Here is a 16,646-nt window from a genome sequence, read left to right on the forward strand (position 1 = left end):
GTTGCACTGATATGATGTAACGGACTATAAGTTGGGCGGTACCATGAAATTACAACAGTTAAGATATATTGTTGAGGTTGTAAATCATAACCTTAATGTTTCTTCTACAGCAGAGAGCTTATACACTTCTCAACCTGGCATCAGTAAGCAGGTTCGATTGCTGGAAGATGAGCTGGGGATCCAAATTTTTGAACGTAGCGGCAAGCATCTGACCAAAGTGACACCGGCGGGTCAAGATATTGTTCGAATCTCGCGTGACATCCTATCGCGTGTCGAAAGTATCAAGTCGGTGGCCGGTGAGCATACCCATCCGGAAATCGGGACGTTGAATATTGCGACAACGCATACTCAAGCTCGCTACGCACTGCCTCCAGTTATTCAGGGATTTACGGCAAGATACCCTAAAGTTTCGTTACATATGCATCAGGGTACCCCCTCTCAGATTGCTGAAGCCGTTGCCAAGGGTACGACAGATTTTGCCATTGCAACCGAAGCTTTGCATTTATACCAAGATATGATCATGCTGCCTTGTTACCACTGGAATCGCTCGATCGTGGTACGAGCTGATCACCCGTTGGCCAAGAAATCGGAAATTACCATTCATGACTTGGCTGCCTATTCTCTGGTGACTTATGTCTTTGGTTTTACCGGCCGCTCTGAACTAGACAGCGCTTTTAATCGCTCAGGGCTGACACCGAGAATTGTATTTACTGCAACAGACGCAGATGTGATAAAAACCTATGTACGTTTGGGGATTGGTGTTGGTGTGATCGCCAGCATGGCGATGGATCCGGCAACCGACGAGGACCTGGTCGCGATAGACGCCAGCCATATCTTCGAAGCCAGTACCACCAAGATTGGTTTTAAAAAGGGCACCTTCCTGCGTACATATATGTATGACTTTATGGAGCGGTTTGCCCCACACCTGACTAGGAATGTGGTTGATCAGGCCGTTGCGCTGAAAACGAATGCTGAAATTGAAGCAATGTTTTCGAGTATGGATTTACCGGTTAAGTAATATATTTCAAAGCGTTTTAAAGGCTGCATTTATGCAGCCTTTTCTTTTAGAGCAAAACAATGAGTGATACCAAGGTAACTAGTATAAAATGTCGGGCTGATCATCCTTTTGTTTGAAGAGTAGTCGTTTCATGACTGGGTATTCCCCGTTGTTTCGCCGCCTTGACGCGTTATTGACAACCAACCGCGAATTTTGGCAATTTATGCCGTTTTCCTCCAATCAGCTTATCTGGGAGCAAAGTCATCCTGAGCTTTGTCAGTGGCTGCTGTCGCTGGACGACGAGGCGATTACACACTTTATCGAACATGGCGAGGCACTGGCTCAGGTGATAGCTGCATGGATCCCGGATGCCACTGAGCTGTATCAACTATCACAACTTGAACCCTATTTCCTTCACCAGAGACTCTTACCCAAAGGGCTCGACGTTGGTATTCCCGGGCGCAAATGGCAACAAATCACCGCATTTAATCAGGTTGTTCCTGTCTTGAAATTGCCGTGGCTCGAGTGGTGTGCCGGTAAAGGGCATCTAGGGCGGGTGCTGGCGGCAAGTCATGCGACGCCTGTAACAAGCCTCGAGTGGCAGAAAACACTATGTGAAGAGGGTGAGGCCGCTGCTCGCCGTCTTCAGCTTCCCATTGATTTTGTCCATGGTGATGCCTTTGATCCGGCCTGTGAGCAACATATCAGCCCGCAGCAACATGCGGTTGCCCTCCATGCCTGCGGTGATCTCCATGTGTCGTTGCTGCAGCGTGTTGCGGCTAAGCAGGGAAAGGCCGTGAGTATTTCGCCGTGTTGTTATCATTTGATTCGCGAAAAGTGCTACCAGCCATTATCGCGGCTTGGCCAGCAAAGTAGGTTGACTTTGAGCAGGCACGATCTGCGATTGCCGCTTCAGGAAACGGTGACCGCTGGCCAACGGGTGCGTCGGCAGCGGTTTGTTGAGGTCAGTTTTCGCCTTGGCTTTGACAGCCTGCAACGGTTTGTACGCGGTAGCGATGAATACATGCCAGTACCAAATGTCCAGAAAGCACAGTTGAATGAAGGTTTCGCTGATTTCTGCCGCTGGGCGGCTGACAAGAAAGGGATGATTTTGCCGGAAGGGATTGATTACCCATATTGGCAGCAGCGGGGAGAGAAGCGCTTTTCCCTTGTGGAGCGAATGGAGCTGATACGCCAGTTATTCAGACGCCCGATGGAAATGTGGTTGGTGTATGATCGGGCCTGTTATATGGAAGAGTTCGGGTACCAGGTCTCCGTGGGCACTTTCTGCCCTAAGCCAATCACGCCGCGAAATATTTTGATCCACGCAGAGCGGAAATAACTTCGCGTATTTCTTCTTCGTTGCCTCAACGTAATGCAGTGACAATTGCCGTTATCCCGGAAGCAAAACAAATCGCCAACGAAGCCAGACGGATTGTTTCCTTGGGGATGTGGTTTATATAGCGCATCGCGACCTTATAACCAAGATATGAAGCCGGAAGCAAGGGCAGCGATAAGTAAAAATGGTGTAACGTCATATAGCCAATCGGCACTTGTACTATCAAAGATAGCAAGCTGCTCACAACAAAAAAAGCAGACAGGTTGGCTCTGATTAGGTTTCCTTCTTGATGCTGCAACAACAGTGCCATCGGTGGCCCGCCTATTCCGGAGCTGGTGCCAAAGAAGCCGGAAAAAAAACCTGCAACCATCATTCTCTTTGGGTTTGGTTGGATACGGAAAGGGAGCAAGCTAACGAACACCGCCAAGATCACCAATACACCTAACCAGAGCGATAGTTGGCTCGCATCGACCCAATACAAAAGGAATGCACCCGCAACAGAGCCGGGTACACGGCCTAAAAATGCCATCCATAAACCGCCCAACGAAATGGTGGCTCGATGATGGCTGGCATTGATCAAGGAAAGAAACAGGGCGACAACAGTGATCGGCGCCGGAACGTAATCAGGTGATATTTGAAATAGGATTGGGGCGGTAACAATTGCCAACCCAAACCCTATTGAACTTTGAACAAATGAGCCGACAAAAATCAGCGTCATTGCGAGTAATATCCCTAGATCCATTTCAAAATCATCACTATTTTAGCGGCTTATCGTTATCATTTGCGTGTTTCTATCTGGTATGGCATTGAGCAGGCTGAAGTTTCGCTCTTCAATTTCGTTGGGCGGCATAGGTTTCCCCAAGTAGAACCCTTGGCAGAAGTCATATTTACAGTTTTGTAGGTACTTGAGTTGGCTGATGGTCTCTACCCCTTCAGCGACTACTTTAAGATCAAGCTTTTCACAAATCGCCCGGGTCGCTTCGATGATTGCCTGACTGCCTTTGTGCTCACCCTGAACGAAGCTTTGATCAAGTTTAACGGTACTGATGGGGAGATCCTGCAGCTGGGACAGGGATGAATAACCCGTACCAAAATCATCAAGGTACAGTTCAAGCCCCAGCGTAGCCAGATCTTCAAGGCACTGCTTGGCCTCGTCATATTCCTGCAGCATGGCGGATTCTGTCAGTTCAAGTGCGAGCTGGGCAGGGTTAATATTATACTGACGAATGAGTGTTTCAATCATGGGGGCAAGGCTAGTTTGCAACTGTGCGCGCGACAAATTGACGCTCATAATAAACGTATGATCGTATTTATTGTGCCATGACGCCAATTGCTGACAGGCAGTTTTCAGAATCCACTTTCCGAGTGGAACAATCTGCCCTGTTTCCTCCGCCAGCGGAATAAATTCTGTTGGCGAAACTTGGCCGAGCTCTTCATCATGCCAGCGAATGAGGGCTTCGAAGCCTTTGAGTTTATGGTTATTCAAATCAACGATGGGCTGATAGTACAATTCGAAGGAATTTGCTTCCAAGGCCAGCGTCAGGTGATGGCGCAATGTCATTTTACGATAGAGTGCATCTGCCATATCCGGTGAGAAATGGTGGCTGCGATTGCGTCCGCGTAATTTTGCCCGGTGCATCGCCATATCAGCCTGGGTTACCAGCGTTTCGATATCGTTGGCATCCTCTGGGAAGTTAGCAGTACCGATGCTGCAGCCGATTGATAGCTCCCCGACTTCCTTTAGATGAAAAGGCCTATTTAGGGTGGTAATAATCTGTTTGGCAAACCGGGTTGTTTCTTCAAAGTGGCGTTGCTCAACTTGAATAATGAATTCATCGCCACCAAATCGTGCCAGCAGTCCTTTGAATTTAACGGATTCTTGTAGCCTGATGGCAATTGCCCGCAGTAGCTTATCGCCGATAGCATGCCCATATGTATCATTGACCAGCTTAAAACCGTCGACATCCAGAAAGAACAGGCAGTATGGTTGTTGGCTATGTTGGTTTTCTATGATGGCATTCGTGATCCCACGGCGGTTGAGCAATCCGGTGAGATAATCATGCTCGGCATTATATTTCGCTTTATGGAGCTGTTCTTTCTCCACGCTGATATTTACCAAGCTAAGTAAAAGCTGCCCCTTGTCTTGAAGCCATTTGCCATCAATATCGAACCAATGGTGGCTTCTTCCTGTCCAGCAAAGTTTTTTGTGACGGACGGTACCGTGCTTGCGAGCCTCGGTTATCCAATCCTTGGCAAGGCTGATATCACCAAAAAAGTTGGCTAAATCATGGAGCTGAAACCCGAAAGAGTGGTTGAAAGCGTTGTTGGAGCTGATGAGCTCGCCATCTGCAGAGAATAGCAGCGCCAGGTTTGAGCAGCCGGAAAAGGCAAGTTCGCGGCGTAAGCTCGACTCCTCGGCAATCACTTCAACCAGCATTGCAGTTCTGCCATCGACAAGAGGAAAGCCTGAAAAATGGCAGAGTGCCTTCTTCATAATATTGTTTGGGGAAAAGTACCACCAGGTCTTGATAGCTTCGCCGATGGCAAAATGCTGCTGGTAGCCCTCAAGAGTGGCATTAACGGCCTGTGACATATCAGCACCCAGATCTCTGGATGTCAGTTCATCTAAGGTTGCAGCTTCCCACAACGGGAGTGAGGCTTTGTTGGCCCAGATGATTTTTTTTTGTTGAATATCGAATATCCAGATAGCGGACTGAAGATGTTCAAAAAGCGAAAAGGTATGGTTCATTACCAATACGGGACATTATTATATTGAATATTATTAATAGGTTATCTTAAAAATAGGTTCATAAAAATATATCTGTGCTAAAAAAATGTGAGGCTAATACCAATATGGATAAGTAGTTGTTGAGAAAGCTGCTCAGGATGAATCACTTTGAATGCGGTATAAATTGCTGCTAACTAGTTATTATAATTAGAGAATTTATAATGCAGTTATAAGCGATTTCGACTAGGAAGAATGACATGAGTACTAATGTATATTGGTCTCATGCCCGAAATATAAAAAATGAGACTTGGATACTTGAAAAGCAGCAAAGAAAATGAAAACCACCTCTTTGCTGCAAGACAATTACCCAATTAAACAATCACCTAATTAACCTACCGCAGGAATGATGCCTGCCATTTGTAAAAATTGGGCCGAGATAATCATGATGCCTATGCCGGTAACAAGAACCAAAGCGGGGGAGCCGCCACGCACTTTATAGTCATTGTCGTTACCAGGGCGCTGTTTGCGCTGGGCTTTGACCATGGCAACAGGCAGGAAAATAGCCAGGATCACAAGTGCAATAGCGGCAAAACCCAGTGCCATAATGAATCCTTGCGGGTAGAAAAGGGCGAAACCAAGAGGCGGAAGGAACGTTATCATTGCTGTCTGGATACGCCCTTTGACTTGGTTGCCACGGTTGAGGCTATCAGACAGAAAATCAAACAACCCCAGGCTGACACCCAGAAACGAGGTGGCGAGTGCCAGGTCGGCAAAGATAGAAACAGATTGGCTTACCATTGGATTGTGTAGCATTGCGCTCAAGGTGGCGATGAAAGAGCCAAGTGTTGTACTTGCCATGAGATCAGGCTGGCTTAATACACCTTGGCTGGCAACTTGCCATAATACGTAGATCATCAAAGGCGTTGCTGAGCCAATGATCATGATCTTTCTTAGGGCTTTCATGTCTAGGCCGACGTAGCGGACGATTGATGGAATACTGCCGTGAAAGCCGAAAGAGGTAAAAATGACTGGCAGGGCAGAAAGCAGCAAACCTTTTTGTACTGGCATGTCAACGAGGTGTACGCCTTTTACATGTGGCGCCAGCAGGAACAGCATCGTTGCAAGGGCAATGATTTTTAAGGCAAAGAGAATACGGTTGACTATGTCGACTGAGTGAGTGCCTACAGAAACGACTGAAGCAATAAGCAGAGTAAAAACAATAGTACCGGTTTGCGGGCTGACGTTCATTCCCATCCAGTTGTTCAGCTTGTCATTGAGCTGGGCTCCCCCCCCCGCGATGTAGGCGGCACAGAGAGAATAGAACAAAAACATCATCGCGAAGCTGGCGATGATTTGACCTTTTCTTCCCAGTAACTGATGCGCCAAGGTATGCAGTGTTGCATTTTGATCGGCGTGCTGATGGACTTCCAGCATTAATAGTGCGGTGTAAATCATGAGTGCCCAGATACCAAGCATCGCCAGTGTTGCAGTAGCGAAGCCTAGGCCTGCGGAGGCAAGGGGTAGAGCCAGCATACCGGCACCAATGGTCGTTCCGGCGATAATCAGTGTGCTGCCGAGCGTTTTGTTCATGGTCATTGAGTCGAAGCTCCCAGTTGTCAGTTATTAGTTAGTGTGGGAGAAGGTGGCTGTATGATATGCGCCTACCTGCGGTCTTATCTCCCGGTAAAGGAAATAGCCACAATGGCGAAATCGAGATGAGTGTTGATTACCGGGTGGTAACTATTCTTTACACCTGATCGTGCCATTGTGGCTATCGATAGTCGGTGTGGGTGAAGCATTTATTCACGGTTCTTACCTTTTTTGCAGTGTTTAAGCCCAGGCATTTCAGGCTTGATGCTGGTGGAAACTGGTTGTTACCTTAAAGGTAGTGATAGTGACTGTCAACTATGATGTTTTCTGGTGTAAGGTTTTATTTACGCGTAATCGGGGCGGGGAGGTATGTACTTGACTTTCTTTGGGCTTTCGAAAGAGTTTGATACGCGCGGTATCAAATTGGCTTCATATTTGTGCAATGCAGAGACGAAATTGGTATAAGGTGTATTAGAACCAGATCATGATGACAAGAAAGAGGGAAAGCATGTTGCGAGTAACAATGATCAGTACTGGAGAAGAGGTGCTGCATGGGGATATCGTTATTTCCCCAATTACACTTTTTATCAACTTATAGCATAACACCCCATTCAGCCTGCGTTTAAAGCTAAAAATACACTCCCAACCCGTCGTAAAAATAATTGACAACTATCAATATGTAAGAGTACTGTACCCATAAACAGTACTCTTTTTGTTGCATAGGAGGAGAGAGTGATTAAACCCCAGTTTCTTCAAAATCACCCCTTAGATCACTTGGAGCCAGCGTTGAACGATTTGTTACGTTCAACCAATGCACCTTCCCAAAAAGATAGGGCCTCAAAACTTGCTGCTCTGTTAAATGCATTTCTGCATATGACCTCCACAAAATTTAAGTTCATCAGTACAAATGACGCAAAATTCACTGAGCATGTGCTGACGGGGTTCGTTGGCTTTATCTATACAGAAATCGACGGCTCAGTAACTAACAAATACCAGCTAGCACGGTTAGTAATGCGACTTCCTTGTTGTAACCTGTCGTTCAAAATTTCAAACTTGAAATTGTCGGATGATGCACAGCTTGCAGTTGATTACTACAAGAAAAACTTCAATGTTGATGAACAGGTAAGGCGTTTCTATGAGGGGTGGTTTGTAGAGGCTAAAGATGGCAAAACGGCGTTTTTTGATCTAACTTCGATATATTTAACTTATGATGAAATGCACATTTCTCAAATTCATGAATCAGTGAAAAGCTTTGCCGTAAAAGAGGCCTGCAATTCTCTCAAAGCATGCCTGAAGAGCCTTGGCCTTATCATTAAAAAGCTCCCTGTTATTGCCTGTGATAGTCATACCTTTCATGATGTAATGTCATCCAAAAAAATCAACAAGACGATAAGTTGTATTTATTCACTTTGCCTGAATGACGCAGTGCAGTCTGAACACTGCCTAAAAACATTTCATGTCAATTGGCAATCCGCGATCACTGTTTTCAAAGAGGTGTTTGTTAAGAAAGGCATTGTTGGGAAACCTCGTATTGAATTGCTTGCACCTGAGTTCAAAACATCGGGAAAGCAGGTGACATCTAAAACAAAAGAGCGGAAGGGTAAGGACGGTAACGCGTTTAATAATAAACTGATCACCCCTATTCCGCTCTCCTATAGCGATACAAAAGCAAAAGAGCTTATCTTTGAGTCAATAAAAGCCGATATCAATCATGTCACATTTCATTGTCGCAAAATATGGGATGAGACGATGAAAAACCATGAGGATTTTAAGACGCTTGCCGAACAGGGGCAGGTGAGGCCCCTAGTGAAGCAGAGTTTTAAAAACCCGCTTGACATGACCAGAGATGAAAATGTTTGCGCCACTTTCAGGCAATGCGGTTTCAGATACCAAGATAGATACAATCAGTGGCTATTAGGGGCAAAAAATGTCAAAAATCTAACAACCCTATTGGCGCTTCCAACAATTACCGTCATGCAGGCGTTTTGCTACTTACTTATCGAGATACATCCAAGTATTACCCCCTCTTGGCTTGCAAAGTGGGATTTGTATGATGACAAAGGTGATTTTCATGGCTTTAAGGAAGTTAAGGGTGTTTGGATTGCGCTAAGTAAAAAAGAGCGCAAAGGGAAAGAAAATGCTCAGCAAGAAGTGATGCTTACAGTCGAGTCGAAGAAGCTGATAGAAGAATACCTTGAACTGACACAGCAACTGAGAACTCAGCTTCAACAAGAATCGAATGACGGTTTTAGAAAAATGCTGATTTCGGCTGAAACCATTGCCAGCAAGGCGCAGACCTACACAGCAAATAGTCGTCCTACTAAAGAGCTAGGCAAGAAGTTGGCTGAACCTTCAAAACATAAGGCAGAAACGGAAGCTGTCAGTATTGCCAAACACCTAACACATTCCCGAATGCGCTCAGCTGTGGGAGTTCGTGTTTACCTAGAAACTGGTAGTGTTCACGCAATGGCAGAAGCCTTGGGGCATGAAAAATATGTCCCATCATTGATTAGTCACTATCTGCCGAAACCGCTTTGGGACTACTTCACCAACCGCTGGATTCGTCAGTTCCAAAACGCGATTGTATATGAAGCCATGAAGGACTCACGCTACCTACATAAGGCAATTGATATTCACCCTGACGAGCTGAACAGCTTTTTGGAAAAACATGGCTTGGGTGAGCTACCTGAGCATATTCGGACGGGTAAAAAGAAGGCAAAGGACATTGCTAATGACGAAGTCTGTCAGTTTGACGAGGCCATTTTTCTAGTATCTACCTCCCTGTTGCAACTCTTCATGGCGCTAGTCACTATCGTTGATAATGCACCGAGTGAAACGAAGACGACTCAGTTTGCTAAGAACTGGTATGAGGCAGCGAAATTTGTCTTGTCACACATTTCCGTGGCGCTTAAAAACCGCGAAGTCAACAGCCCTGGCAATGCTGAAATGATCAGTAATGATATCGCCGAGATGTACCGTGTGGCAGCAAATAACCCATTAAATAATGAGCTTATCGAAGGGGCAATCCTATGTCAGTCAGTTTAATTGTTGATAACACAAAGCTGAAAGCACAGATTCTTTCTGGTGAAAAGCACATGGCGAATTTCACTAAAGAGGAGTCTGCGGGATTTGTTCAGTTGATTGCAAGTATGCCATTAAACGAACAATTGGCATTTACATCCAAGGCAGCTACCGCTGTTCAGTCCGTGTTTGGCTACGATGAACTCCATCCGGATTGGCTTGTCGACGGTACTGAATTTGAGCATGATATCTGGAAGATTCAGGTGGGTACAAATAAGCTGCTCACAATTGATTTTAATGTGCCGTTAAATGATAAAAAATCATTAGTGTCAATCAAGCACAGGCCGCTACTCAATGCATTTAAGCACTGGCTTGTGCAGGCAGGAAACCCGTTGTTAAACGGTGGTAGATTGTTAAAATCAAATACCACCTATAGGCAGATTAGATATCGATTAACATTAATTGATGCGATATTGCTCCGCGCTGCAGATATCAATCTTGCCGAGCGACATATGCTGGCAGTCGACAGCGATTTTGTTCAAGACCTGCTCGTACAGTACGTTGAAGGGGGAACATCTCGGCTCTATCGTTATCATAAAATAGTTCGCGAATATCTCCTGGAAAAAATTGAAACCGTGTCTGATACTGCCGCCAAAGCTTTTGCCGAGCAGTTTCCTTACGTAACGCGGCCTATATATGATGATGAAAATGAGCTCCTTCTGACTGAAGGTCAGATAGTTAAGGCGTGCTGTTTTTTGTATGGAGAGGGGGCATATTTAGTAAGCAGACAGGTATCTCCAAAAGTTAACGCTCGTTATTTCTTAGATATTTTTTTCAAAGAGCAAACTCTCTATGGAGAATCATCAAAGCCATTCTCGATTAAGACATTAGCGATAAAACCTGACGAAAATTCGACAGAATACAGGCCTGTACCCGTAAGTGATAATAAAAATAGTGGTGTCGGTGAAGCAGCTTTAAGCCCACTTCTTACTGATTTTAGAGGATTAGCGGCTATTGATGCTGTCGGTACAAGCCTTTGTCCTGATAAGACTTTCGATAACATCGAAGTCAAAACTATTAATGAATTGGTTATTGTGCGTAGCACCGGTCGTTTCACCACGCTACCTGCTGATGTTGTGTTTTCAGCTATGCGCAATGCTTTTGAATTCTGTATTGAGTACGCCGATGTCATTCTTGACTCCATGTATCAGGTCTTGAAGCATGTGCCAAGTGAGAATAAAAGAAATAAAACGGTAACAGGGGGATATACGTACTCAGTTGCTGACTACAAGGGAAAGGAATTCTTGGAGCATGTTTCACCTGAGTTGATCGAATTAGGCGTCTGCCAGTGGTGTATAAAGCCAAATGCCCCTGACCGATTTGAGTTGCGCAGACAAAACCGTGGTTTTGTAGATTTGTACCATGTACTTATGGGGGCCATTCAGGTAATCACTGGTGCAACAATGGCAAGACGTGCTGGTGAGTTGATAGATTTACATCCGACAGATTGCCTTTTGCCATCAGGGGTAGATCCTAATTTAGAATCTTCTGAGAAGGTGGAGTTTGAGCTGATTTTTGACAATAGGAAATCAGGGGTTGGCGGTGATAAAGCTCTACGGGAAACCCTTTCAAGACCCATCCTTCGTGGCGTGGCGAGCCTGTTATACAAGCTTGAGGCATTCAATGAAAAATTGATTGAAGATAAGTTAATCACCCAGAAAAATTCGACGCTGTTTCCTTTTGTTGACCAAAAAAATATAACACTAAAACCCATTAAAGCGGCGTCTTATAACGTCCACCTTGATGCCTTTTGCGATTACATTGAATCGCCTACTGTGCAGTATGCCGAAGACGATGAACGTCGCTACTATATTCGGCAACACCAACTGCGGCGCTTTTTCGCCATGGTGTTCTTCTGGAGGAATGGCACCAATAGTTTGGATACCCTCCGTCACTTCCTCGGCCATACGGATTCAGAGCACTTATATCACTACGTGACGGAAGGCCTCCAGGGCGAGGTTCTAGCTGGTATTAAAGCTCGGTGTATTCGCGAAGGGATGTCTAAGCATGGCATCGAAAATATCGATAAGTTAGCCCCCATATTGAAAGAGCGGTACGGTGTGGATTACCTGAAGCTTAAAGGCTATCGCGAGGTTTTGTCTGACTATGAAGACTGTGATGAAGATGATGCTCATCTTTCCCCCCCACTAGAGCTGATTCGGGAACAGTTTGAAAAGGATTCAATTGATTTTGAAAAGGATATTACCAAGTTGCTATTAGATGGAACCATCGATTTAGAGCCGGAATTTTTTACTGTCAAAGACGAAGCCGGCAATACCATTACCGACTACAAGATGATCTTACGTGTTAAAGAGGAATTCTGATGACAGAAATGACCCTAAAGGAAATAAACCAGCAATCGGTACTGGCTGCAGATAAGTTTCTGCGTGAGATTATTCAAACACCTGCTGATTTTGTTGCAGATGAGTCACTGCGTGATGTCTTAAAGAGCCAGGGGGCCTTTGCAAAGTATGAAGACACTAGCAAATGCATTGTGCCTTGCGCGAAGAACACACAAGAATCAAATGCTGACCTGGTACTGGAAGATGGCTACGCTGGACTCGATCAACGAAGAATAAATGCACTAAAAGCATTAAACAAAGCAATAGGCAAAAAAGAAAGGCCCAATCCAGAAACAAAAGCGGGCTTAAAGCTGCAAGTGAAAGAATTAAAGCAAGAGATTGAAATGCTTAAGATTCACAACGTCATGATGACAGGCCTATTAACGGACATCAAGGACACAGCAAGTAACTATGCCGAGAGATCTGGAAGTCAGCAATTACAGGCTGATTGGGTCGAGCAACGCAAAAAAATCAGCGCGAAGGTCAGCTTTATCAACAACAAACACCTTTTAAAGGAGATGTCTAATAACGTCATCCTTATCAACAATAAAGAACTTTAAAGGTGTTGTCTGATGGCCAAGCTCTATAATTGTATTCAGTCTGAGTTTGAAATGTGGACAGCCTATTCGCCGGAGCGAAAAAATAATCTCCATACAAAAAAGGCGAAAAAGCTACCTTTTATCAAATATCCTGATGGTGTTCCTTGCACAGAAGCCAATGTTTATATGTTGGGGTTATGGAGCCGCTCATTGTCGCAAAGGACGGAAGACGGTGGAACGCCGAAAACCTACGCTTCACATATATCGCACCTGATCCGCTACTGTTATAGCAGGGAATGGGCGTTCACTGCGTTAAATGATGATCGATTTGGAGATTTTATTCAATTTATTCACCATGAGACCAACAAGTTTGGCAAGCGAGTGAGGGGCATTAATCAAGTCAGATTGATTGCACACACCTGTATTGATTTTCTAAGGTCTGTGGCTGATTTTCATGGCGACGAAGCCTTGATTGGTGATCAGGACTTTCATGCCATCAAGGTTGAAAAGAAGGAAGTCAAAACATTTGTTGAGGGGATGAAAAAGCCTAGGATAACGTTTCATTATACCCACGGCTCAATTCCAAAGGGTGACTCAGCGAATAAGCGGCTGCCTATTGCGGACTCTGCTGCCGCCGCCATCAAGAAGCAGATTGACAAAAATAAAAACCCTTACGTTAAATCACGTGACACTATGATATATCAGTCATTAGAGCAGACTGGCGCAAGACGTACCGAGGTCATGTTACTGCACGTTGACGATGTCAGGGAGGCGCTTAGAAAGGCCAAGAGCAGCAAAAGTGATACTGTTAATTTGCAGTTTACCACGCTTAAACGGAAGGATGACCATACGCGCCAAGTCCCTGTGCCAGTAACATTTTTGCATAACTTGAAAGAGTATATTACTAAAGTCCGACGTAAAATCATTAAAGGGACAATCGGTAAAGAAAATGACCATGGGTTTGTCTTTATCAATGTTCGGACTGGAAAAGCTCTTAAATCGGATACCATCAGCACATACTTTAACAAGTATAAGCATGCCGCAGGCATCACAGATGAGTGCTTTGCACACCTGATACGACATGCTTATCTGACGGAGCGATTAAAGCAAATCATCCTAGAGCACAAGTTTAAGAATAAGGATGAATTCAATAGGGCATTGTTAAATACCGAGCAATTTAAAATGAAATTGCAACAATGGTCTGGTCATACACAGCCATACTCTTTAAACACATACATAAACCTCGCCTTCTCAGATTTGGCTGGTGTGAGACAAACATACAATGCGATCTCGTTGAAATCAGCAGTCGGTTTGGTTAAAGATGAGCTTGAGACCATGCAGACTGACTTGAAGAATTCCAGGGTCACCGCGACCGAAATTATCGAAAAAATGCGCTCACTCATCGATGCCTTTGAAATGGACATTGACCTCGCCATCAAGATTAATAAAGAAAATGATGAAGAAAACAATGCGAATGAAGATAGTGAGGAGGAGCAAGTAACCCATGCTTAGATTCTCTGCGATGACACTTGATAGATGCTCCTCTCAACGAAAAGACAGTGCCTGGGTCAAAGAGCAAAAGCTAAATGCTGGTTTTCTTATCCTTTGTGATGACAAGAACCTAGTATGTGGAGACTCATACCGGCCGATTATCTTCAGCTATGAACAAATCGTTTCTTCTGCGTTAGAAGACTCGGAAATGGTCTTTCTTGGCGTGCAATCCAGCCAGCCTATGTTCGCCATCGATGTTACGGGCATGGAGCTAGATAGCCATCTATTGAACCAAGGCAAGTGGAATGAGCTTAGGCAGATAGCCTCGCACCTAGATAACGACACAGCCTCTTTTCTGATGTTGAGCCGGGGATTATGTCACTGGCATAAGAATAATCGTTTTTGTGGCCGCTGTGGGCAACATACACGCTCCATAGAAGGTGGACACTCGCTTGTGTGTTCAAATGAAAAATGCGGGCACCAATCTTTCCCTCGTACCGATGCTGCGGTCATTATGACGGTAACAAAGCAATTTGAAGACGGGCTAGAGCGAATATTACTTGGACGACAGAAAAGCTGGGTAAAGGGTGTTTATTCCTGCCTAGCTGGTTATGTTGACCAAGGTGAAACGCTTGAACAAACAGTCAGGCGTGAAGTGTTTGAAGAATCCGGAATAATAGTCGGTGATGTTAAGTATATAGCTTCACAGCCTTGGTTGTTCCCATCTAGTTTGATGCTTGGCTTTTCAGCTATTGCTGAGACGGAGCAAATTAGTGTAGATGAAGATGAAATAGAGTCAGCAAAATGGTTCTCACGTGACGAACTCGTACGATTTGCTGAATATAGTGATGGCGTTGATGGTTACAAGTTACCTCGTAAGGATTCGATTTCTCGCTTTTTGATGGAGCAATGGCTCAATCAAGCATAAGTTTTAAATGAACCGGCCGGCTCTATGTGGAATAGATGAGGCTCAATCTGTTAGTTTGGGAATCAGAGCGTGAGCTAAGCTGACAGGTGCCATCGTAACTCTATCAAGCTTTTGCCCCTAAATCATTTAGGGCAATAACTCATAAAGATCCTGTTAATCTCTTTTCCCCTACCAAAAGTTATCCGTACCATACGTCAAGATTCAGTAAGCGCTATTGTGAGTTACGTGTAGAAATAACGAATATGCTGCAATCTAACTTCTAGATGACGCCTGTAAGCGGCTGATTAATATAGAGACGTCAGCCGTACACTTAACTATACTGGAGCTGGTGAGTACTGAGTAATAAATGTAATGATATCAGTCATTTTCTTCTCGGCACTGGTTGCATCTTTGTGTACAGTGATGCCCGTTTCGTGTTTGTAGATCGGCATGAACTCTTTATCTTTTCCTTTGGTAAATTGAATTTCGCCAAAGTACTCCTGCTCTTCTGTTTCCATGAAGCTCATTAAAATGAAATCTTTATGATCTTCTGTGAACAACTTAAAAGACAAATACTTGCCCTCTACAGCGAGCAATTTGATGTGCTCGAAGTTCTCTGCAAACTTTTCTGACCACTCATGTATAAGGCGGTTAATTGTTTGAGTATGTGGCTCTGCTGTTGCAAATTTAAGCATTCTTTTAACTTCAATATCTTCTTTGAGTCTACCCAAAGTTGCACTTTCTAATCGTAATCCAAAGTTATCTGAAATTAGGTTAGCGACAGCAGTAAATGTTTCATAGTCGTCTCGAATTGTGTCGTCGTTAACGTCATCTGTAGCGATATTCAAATCATTACATAATTGGTAAACCTCAAAGTACGCAGAAATATAGGTGCTCAAACATGTGCCGTTTACATCTACACTTTGAGTTCCAAACACGCGAGAAAAGTGGGCTAATTGATAGTGCAAATACTCATACAATTGGATAGTGAAAGACTCTAGTAAAAACTCGTTATTATCGTTCTCTTTTTCTTTGACAAATTGTTCGTAATATTCCCAGAAAACTCGACTAGTACCATAAAAGTACGCGTTAACATCTTCAGTGACGTTATCTCGAATTTTAATCTCACCTTTGTCCTGTAGTTTTTGAAACTCATACAGTTCAGCATGTATCACGGGTAGATCTTCTTTCGTGATAAAGCTCCACTTGGCGGTTGTTATCTTTCGCCCATAGACTCGTTCAAAGAAGCTCTCTTGCTCAAGGTAAGTTTCAACTAACCGTTTAGATTCTTGTAGTTTGTTTGATTTAATTATTTGTGCAGAGCGATGGTTAGCAATTACCCACGTTGCAAGAGGTATCGACAAGGACGCTATTGCCAAAGGTAACTTCATTGTAACCCATATGTGGCTTAGAAAAGATGCAAAACTCTCGCTATAGTACAGCGCAAAGCCTACAGAGATTGCTAAGAGTAAAGGGATTGCAATGGATAATATAAAAAGTGGAGTGGCAAATACATCTTTTTCTTTTGCTACAAATCTGTTGTACATCTGAGTCACTTTACTGGTTGATATAATTTGGTTTATACACAAAATATGTGTAGTAATAAAGAGTTAAGCATGCAATGTACGGCTA

At 44.2% G+C, this 16,646-nt stretch carries 11 protein-coding genes; 7 read left to right on the forward strand and 4 right to left on the reverse strand.

Annotation, left to right across the window (positions count from 1 at the left end):
• Positions 1-43: 43 nt before the first annotated feature.
• Positions 44-1,018 carry an HTH-type transcriptional regulator CysB gene (gene cysB / locus EDI28_RS12190; RefSeq protein WP_128784153.1) on the forward strand — a complete coding sequence of 325 codons (975 nt, stop codon included), beginning with the start codon at positions 44-46 and terminating at the stop codon, positions 1,016-1,018.
• 130 nt (positions 1,019-1,148) lie between these two features.
• Positions 1,149-2,339, forward strand: coding sequence for a methyltransferase (locus EDI28_RS12195; protein WP_128784154.1), 1,191 nt, complete (start codon positions 1,149-1,151; stop codon positions 2,337-2,339).
• Between the two features lie 25 nt (positions 2,340-2,364).
• Here the strand turns inward: EDI28_RS12195 and EDI28_RS12200 are convergent, their stop codons facing one another.
• The 3 genes from EDI28_RS12200 to tyrP all read right to left on the reverse strand — a co-directional run bounded on the left by EDI28_RS12200 (position 2,365) and on the right by tyrP (position 6,660).
• A complete protein-coding gene (locus EDI28_RS12200; RefSeq protein ID WP_128784155.1) occupies positions 2,365-3,078 on the reverse strand; it encodes a sulfite exporter TauE/SafE family protein in 714 nt (237 codons plus the stop codon).
• Positions 3,079-3,096: 18 nt separating this feature from the next.
• On the reverse strand, positions 3,097-5,085 hold the full coding sequence (locus EDI28_RS12205; protein WP_128784156.1) for a putative bifunctional diguanylate cyclase/phosphodiesterase: 1,989 nt from the start codon (positions 5,083-5,085) through the stop codon (positions 3,097-3,099).
• A 366-nt stretch (positions 5,086-5,451) separates the two neighbouring features.
• Positions 5,452-6,660 carry a tyrosine transporter TyrP gene (gene tyrP / locus EDI28_RS12210; RefSeq protein WP_128784157.1) on the reverse strand — a complete coding sequence of 403 codons (1,209 nt, stop codon included), beginning with the start codon at positions 6,658-6,660 and terminating at the stop codon, positions 5,452-5,454.
• 780 nt (positions 6,661-7,440) lie between these two features.
• On the opposite strand from tyrP, the gene EDI28_RS12215 reads away from it, so the two are divergent.
• From EDI28_RS12215 to nudC, 5 genes are read left to right on the forward strand one after another with little or no spacing between them, the layout of a single operon-like run.
• Complete coding sequence (locus EDI28_RS12215) at positions 7,441-9,699, forward strand: hypothetical protein (RefSeq protein ID WP_128784158.1); 2,259 nt, start codon at positions 7,441-7,443, stop codon at positions 9,697-9,699.
• The gene (locus EDI28_RS12220; protein ID WP_128784159.1) at positions 9,684-12,059 is read left to right on the forward strand and encodes a hypothetical protein; all 2,376 of its coding nucleotides are present in this window, start codon (positions 9,684-9,686) and stop codon (positions 12,057-12,059) included. Before EDI28_RS12215 ends, EDI28_RS12220 begins: the two co-directional genes overlap by 16 nt.
• Entirely contained in the window at positions 12,059-12,637 is a 579-nt protein-coding gene (locus tag EDI28_RS12225; RefSeq protein ID WP_128784160.1) for a hypothetical protein, read from the forward strand. The genes EDI28_RS12220 and EDI28_RS12225 overlap by 1 nt, the downstream gene beginning before the upstream one ends.
• A 12-nt stretch (positions 12,638-12,649) precedes the next feature.
• The gene (locus tag EDI28_RS12230) at positions 12,650-14,128 is read left to right on the forward strand and encodes a tyrosine-type recombinase/integrase (protein ID WP_128784161.1); all 1,479 of its coding nucleotides are present in this window, start codon (positions 12,650-12,652) and stop codon (positions 14,126-14,128) included.
• Positions 14,121-15,035: an NAD(+) diphosphatase gene (gene nudC, locus EDI28_RS12235; RefSeq protein WP_128784162.1), complete on the forward strand. Its 915-nt coding sequence runs from the start codon at positions 14,121-14,123 to the stop codon at positions 15,033-15,035. Before EDI28_RS12230 ends, nudC begins: the two co-directional genes overlap by 8 nt.
• Positions 15,036-15,349: 314 nt before the next feature.
• Here the strand turns inward: nudC and EDI28_RS12240 are convergent, their stop codons facing one another.
• Positions 15,350-16,561, reverse strand: a complete 1,212-nt coding sequence (locus EDI28_RS12240) for a hypothetical protein (protein WP_128784163.1) — start codon at positions 16,559-16,561, stop codon at positions 15,350-15,352.
• Positions 16,562-16,646: the final 85 nt, after the last annotated feature.

Origin of the sequence: Photobacterium chitinilyticum, assembly GCF_004104355.1 — a bacterium.
Taxonomy (GTDB): Bacteria; Pseudomonadota; Gammaproteobacteria; order Enterobacterales; family Vibrionaceae; genus Photobacterium; species Photobacterium chitinilyticum.